This is a genomic window from Dietzia sp. (assembly GCF_036741115.1).
Taxonomy (GTDB): Bacteria; Actinomycetota; Actinomycetes; order Mycobacteriales; family Mycobacteriaceae; genus Dietzia.
This window is the reverse complement of sequence record NZ_DAINST010000027.1, coordinates 1-4,611: the sequence shown is the minus strand read 5'-3', so window position 1 is coordinate 4,611 and position 4,611 is coordinate 1. Positions and strand designations below refer to the sequence as shown.

General features: G+C 68.9%; 4 protein-coding genes. 2 read left to right on the top strand and 2 right to left on the bottom strand.

The genetic code is table 11. The features are described 5' to 3' along the window. Window positions 1-1,930, top strand: a 1,930-nt coding sequence (locus V7E05_RS06055; protein ID WP_333618777.1) for an NADPH-dependent 2,4-dienoyl-CoA reductase, incomplete at its 5' end; no start/stop codon positions are given. A 27-nt stretch (window positions 1,931-1,957) separates the two neighbouring features. Here the strand turns inward: V7E05_RS06055 and V7E05_RS06050 are convergent. Together V7E05_RS06050 and V7E05_RS06045 are read right to left on the bottom strand one after the other, a co-directional pair. Beyond that, window positions 1,958-2,410: a DUF488 domain-containing protein gene (locus V7E05_RS06050; protein WP_333618776.1), complete on the bottom strand. Its 453-nt coding sequence runs from the start codon at window positions 2,408-2,410 to the stop codon at window positions 1,958-1,960. Next, window positions 2,316-3,347: a LysR family transcriptional regulator gene (locus tag V7E05_RS06045; RefSeq protein ID WP_333618775.1), complete on the bottom strand. Its 1,032-nt coding sequence runs from the start codon at window positions 3,345-3,347 to the stop codon at window positions 2,316-2,318. The genes V7E05_RS06050 and V7E05_RS06045 overlap by 95 nt, the downstream gene beginning before the upstream one ends. Before the next feature lie 89 nt (window positions 3,348-3,436). Between V7E05_RS06045 and V7E05_RS06040 the strand changes: the two genes are divergently transcribed. Beyond that, window positions 3,437-4,611: MFS transporter (locus tag V7E05_RS06040; RefSeq protein WP_333618774.1), on the top strand; the 1,175-nt coding region annotated here is incomplete at its 3' end.

Sequence of the window (4,611 nt, the reverse complement as noted above, 5' to 3'; positions counted from 1 at the left end):
GGCGCGCAGGCTCGGAGCGTTCTACGCCGAACGTGCCCGGGGCGGCGTGGGACTCATCATCACCGGCGGTGTCTCGCCGTCGCTCCTCGGCCAGCTCTACCCCCTGAGCTCGTCGATGCTCACCGAGTTCGACGTGCGTCACCACCGCAAGGTCACGGAGATGGTGCATGACGCCGGAGGCCGGATCGCCATGCAGATCCTGCACGCCGGGCGCTACGGGGTGACCCCGCTCAAGGCCGCGCCCGGCTCGGCGCCGTCCCCGATCCACCCGTTCAAGCACATCCGCATGACCGACGTGATGATCCGCAGGACGATCCGCGCGTTCGGCGCCGCCGCAAAACGGGCGCACCGAGCCGGCTATGACGCCGTCGAGATCATGGGCGGCGAGGGATACCTGATCAACCAGTTCCTCTGCCCGCACACGAACGACCGGACCGACCGCTGGGGCGGGAGCACCGAGAACAGGCAGCGGTTCCTCATCGAGGTGATCCGTGCGGTCCGCGCCGAGGTGCCCGCCGACTTCCCGGTGATCCTGCGCCAGTCCATCGCCGATTTCGTCGAGGGCGGTCAGACGTGGGAGGAGATCACCCTTTTGGCGCGGCGCGCCGAGGAGTGCGGCGTCGACGCGATCAACACCGATATCGGCTGGCACGAGGCGAAGGTGCCGACGATCGTCACGTCTGTGCCGCGCGCAGCGTTCGTGCGCTTTACCGAACGCCTCCGCGACGAGGTCTCGATTCCGCTGATCGCCTCGAACCGGATCAACACCCCCGAGGTCGCCGAGGAGATCCTCGCTCGCGGTGAGGTCGACGCGGCATCCATGGCCCGCCCGATGCTCGCCGACCCGCGGTTCATGGAGAAGGCCGCGGCCGGACGCGGAGCGGAAATCAACACCTGTATCGGATGTAATCAGGCGTGCCTCGATCACGCCTTCGTGGGCAAGAAGATCTCGTGCCTGGTCAATCCTCGCGCCGGCCGGGAGACCGAGCTCGTCCTGTCCCCGACGCGCCGCGCCAAGCGCGTCGCCGTGGTCGGGGCCGGGCCCGCGGGGCTCGCCGCCGCGATCTCCGCCGCGGAAAAGGGGCACCGGGTCTCGCTCTTCGAATCGCGCGATTCCATCGGCGGCCAGTTCTCCATCGCCGCGAGGATCCCCGGCAAGGAGGAGTTCGCCGAGACCATCCGCTACTTCTCCACCGAGCTCGAACGCCTCGGGGTAAAGACGCACCTCGGCCGCGAGGTCGACGCCGCGGAGCTCGTCGCTGAGAACTTCGACAAGGTCGTGCTCGCCACGGGCGTGACGCCGCGGATCCCCGAGATCGAGGGCGTAGACGCGCCTGAGGTGATGACCTATGCCGAATGCGTCCTCGGACACCGGGAGGTCGGCGAGCGCGTCGCCGTGCTCGGCGCGGGCGGTATCGGCTTCGACGTCGCCGAGTTCCTTACCACTCCCGAGTCGCCGACTCTGGACCTGAAGAACTGGGAGCAGGAGTGGGGTGTCGACGACGATCCCGAGAACCCCGGCTTCCTCACCACGCCGCGGCCGGAGGCCTCGCCGCGCACGGTCTACATGGTCCAGCGAAAGAGCAGCCGGATGGGTAAATCGCTGGGCAAGACCACGGGCTGGGTTCACCGCGCCGCCGTGCGTGCGAAGGGTGTCGAGCAGATCGTCGGCGCGAGTTACGACAAGATCGACGCCGAGGGCGTGCACCTGTCGTTCCGCTCGGAGTCCGGCGAGGTCACCGACACACGGCTCCTCGAGGTCGACAGCATCGTGCTGTGCACGGGGCAGGAGTCCGTGCGCGCGCTGCTCGGCCCTCTCACCGAGGCCGGCGTCGACGTCGAGGTGATCGGCGGGGCGGATGTCGCCGCCGAGCTCGACGCCAAGCGGGCGATCCGCCAGGGCACGGAGGTCGCTGCGGGGATCGAGTAACTCGCGCAGCGCTCGGTCTAGCGGGCGCTAGCCGAGCTCGCGGAGAAGCCACTCCCGGAGTACCGCGGCGTGCGTGTGCTCGGTGTCCTTGCCGGCGAAGAGCAGGGCCACCACGCCGCTTCCGGAGAGCGCCTCCCGGAGCTCTCCCAGCGCGTCGTCGAGCTCGCCGGCATCGAGGCTACGGTCGAGCTCCGCGGTGTACTCGGAGCGGAACTCGTCCCAATCGTCGACGTCGCGATGGAACTTCTTCCGCAACTCCGTTGAGGGGGTGAGCTCCTTCGGCCACCCCGCGAGCTCGACGGAGTCCTTCGCGACGCCGCGCGGCCAAAGCCTGTCGACGAGGAAGTTTTTCGCGCCCGAGGGCTCGCCCTCCCCCGCGCGTGCATCATAGATCCTGTTGATGACGATACGCTCCGTGAGTGCGGACCCCGTTTCCTGCTCGGTCTGGTTTCGCTTCGCGGACTTCTTCTCTCCGGACATGCCCCCACTGTAGGTGCGCCCCGCTCGCGGTCGTGCCCGCACCGAGAAGCCTCGGCGCCTCGGCGGCGACGAAGTCCCAGAAATCGTCGACGGGCGGGTTGGGCGCGGCGCGCCGGTGCCGGACGAGGCCGATCTCTCGCCGAATCGACGTCCGTAGAGGGATCAGTTCGGCCCCCGCGGGGTGCAGCTCGGCGTTGTCGAGGGGAACCACCGCGACGGCCAGGCCCGCCGAGACGAGGCCACCGGCAGTGAGGATCTCGCCTGCCTCGAAGACGATGCGCGGCACGAATCCGGCCTCCGCGCACAGGGCGTCGAACGTGATCCTCGTGCCGTAGCCGCGCAGGAGCGTGGCAAAAGACTCGTCGGCCGCTTCCGCGAGATCGACCGAGGAACGCCCGGCCAGTCTGTGCCCCGCGGGCACTGCGAGCCCCTGCCGCTCGTCGAGCACGAGAAGGAACTCGAGCTCGGGGTCCTCTGGCGGGGGCGTCGCGATCGCCAGGTCGGATTCTCCGGCTGCGACGCGCTCGGAGAGCTCGATGCCCGGCCCCTGGTGCAGGGAGAACTCGATGCCGGGGCGGGCTTCGAGGAACCCGCGGACGAGTGAGGGCATGAGCCACGTGCTCAGCGAGTGGAGGAAGTCGAAGCGGATCGTGCCGCTCTCGGGATCGGCAAGCCGCCTGACTTCGGCGACCCCCTCCGCCACTTCGGCACCCGCTCGGGCGAGGTGATCCCGCAGGGCCGCGCCCCGCGGGTTGAGCCGCAGCCGCGTCCCCACCCGATCGAACAGTGCCGCGCCCACGTCGCGTTCGAGGCGGGACAAGCGCCGTGAGAGGGTCGACTGCCCGATCCTCAACTCGTCGGCGGCCTCGCCCACGTGGCTCGACTCGCAGAGTGTGAGATACCACTCAAGATCCCAGCCATGCACGCCATTTGCCATCGCCACACCTCGATTCATACGTCTTCTGCAACGTTTCTACGCTTTTCATGCATTGGACGCATCACCCCTCGTGGGGAGAACGTGGACGCATGGCACAAGCGAGCGAGACCCCAGTGGAACCGAGCACGACGTCGCCGGCCGCCGGCACCGGACTCCGCCCGGGAGACCGCGACCACTGGCGCGCCATCGTGGCGCTCGTCGCCGCGGGCCTCGCCTCGTTCAACGCGATGTTCGCGACCCAGGCGCTGCTCCCCACCCTCACCGAGGACCTCGGCGTCTCCCCGGCATCGGCGTCGCTCACGGTCTCTGCGCTCACTGGAATGCTCGCGCTGTCGATCATCCCCGTGTCGATCCTCTCCGAGCGCTTCGGACGCGGCAGGGTGATGATCTCCTCGGCGGTCATCGCGACACTGCTCGGAATCGCGCTCTCGTTCTCTCCGAACATCGGGATCCTCATCGCCGGACGCGCTATCCAGGGTGTCTTCGTCGCAGGCGTTCCGGCGGTCGCCATGGCCTGGCTCGCCGAGGAAATGCACCCCGACGCACTCGGCTCGGCGATGGGGCGTTACGTCGCAGGAACCACGGTCGGCGGACTCCTCGGCCGGCTCGTCCCCGCCGGGGTACTCGAATTCGCCTCCTGGCACGTCGCGATGCTCGTCACCTCTGCCGTGGCCTTTGCCTTCGCCGTACTCCTCGCGCTCATGCTCCCCGCGCAACGCTGTTTCGTCCCGAAACGCATCCGGCTCGGCAACGAGCTCCGCGCGCTCGCCGGCCACTGGCGGAATCCGCGGATGGCCTCGCTCTTCGCGCTCGCGTTCCTGCTCATGGGCGTTTTCGTGTCCCTCTACAACTATCTGGGCTTCCGCCTGCGCAGCGAGTTCGGCTTCTCCGAGGCCACCGTAGGAATCGTGTTCCTCCTCTACCTAGTGGGCACGTGGACCTCGGCGCGGGCGGGCGCCTTCGCCACCCGGCTCGGCAGAGCCGCGGTCGTCCGAATCGGCATCATCCTCACCGCAGTGGGGCTCGCGCTCACCCTCACCCACACCCTGTGGCTCGTGCTCCTCGGCGTCGCCGTGCTCACGGGCGGATTCTTCGCCGCCCACGCCACCGCCTCCGGCTGGGTCGGAGCGCTAGCGGTACGCCACCGCGCCGAGGCCTCGTCCACGTATCTGTTCTGCTACTACCTCGGGTCCTCGGTGATCGGCTACGCCTCGGGCTTCCGCCTGCACGACGGGGGCTGGCCAGGACTCGTTCTCGCGCTCGG

Bases quoted from the DNA above. Each gene is read 5' to 3' on its own strand.
- V7E05_RS06050 (WP_333618776.1), bottom strand. From the start codon at position 2,410: ATGTCCGGAGAGAAGAAGTCCGCGAAGCGAAACCAGACCGAGCAGGAA.
- V7E05_RS06045 (WP_333618775.1), bottom strand. From the start codon at position 3,347: ATGGCAAATGGCGTGCATGGCTGGGATCTTGAGTGGTATCTCACACTC.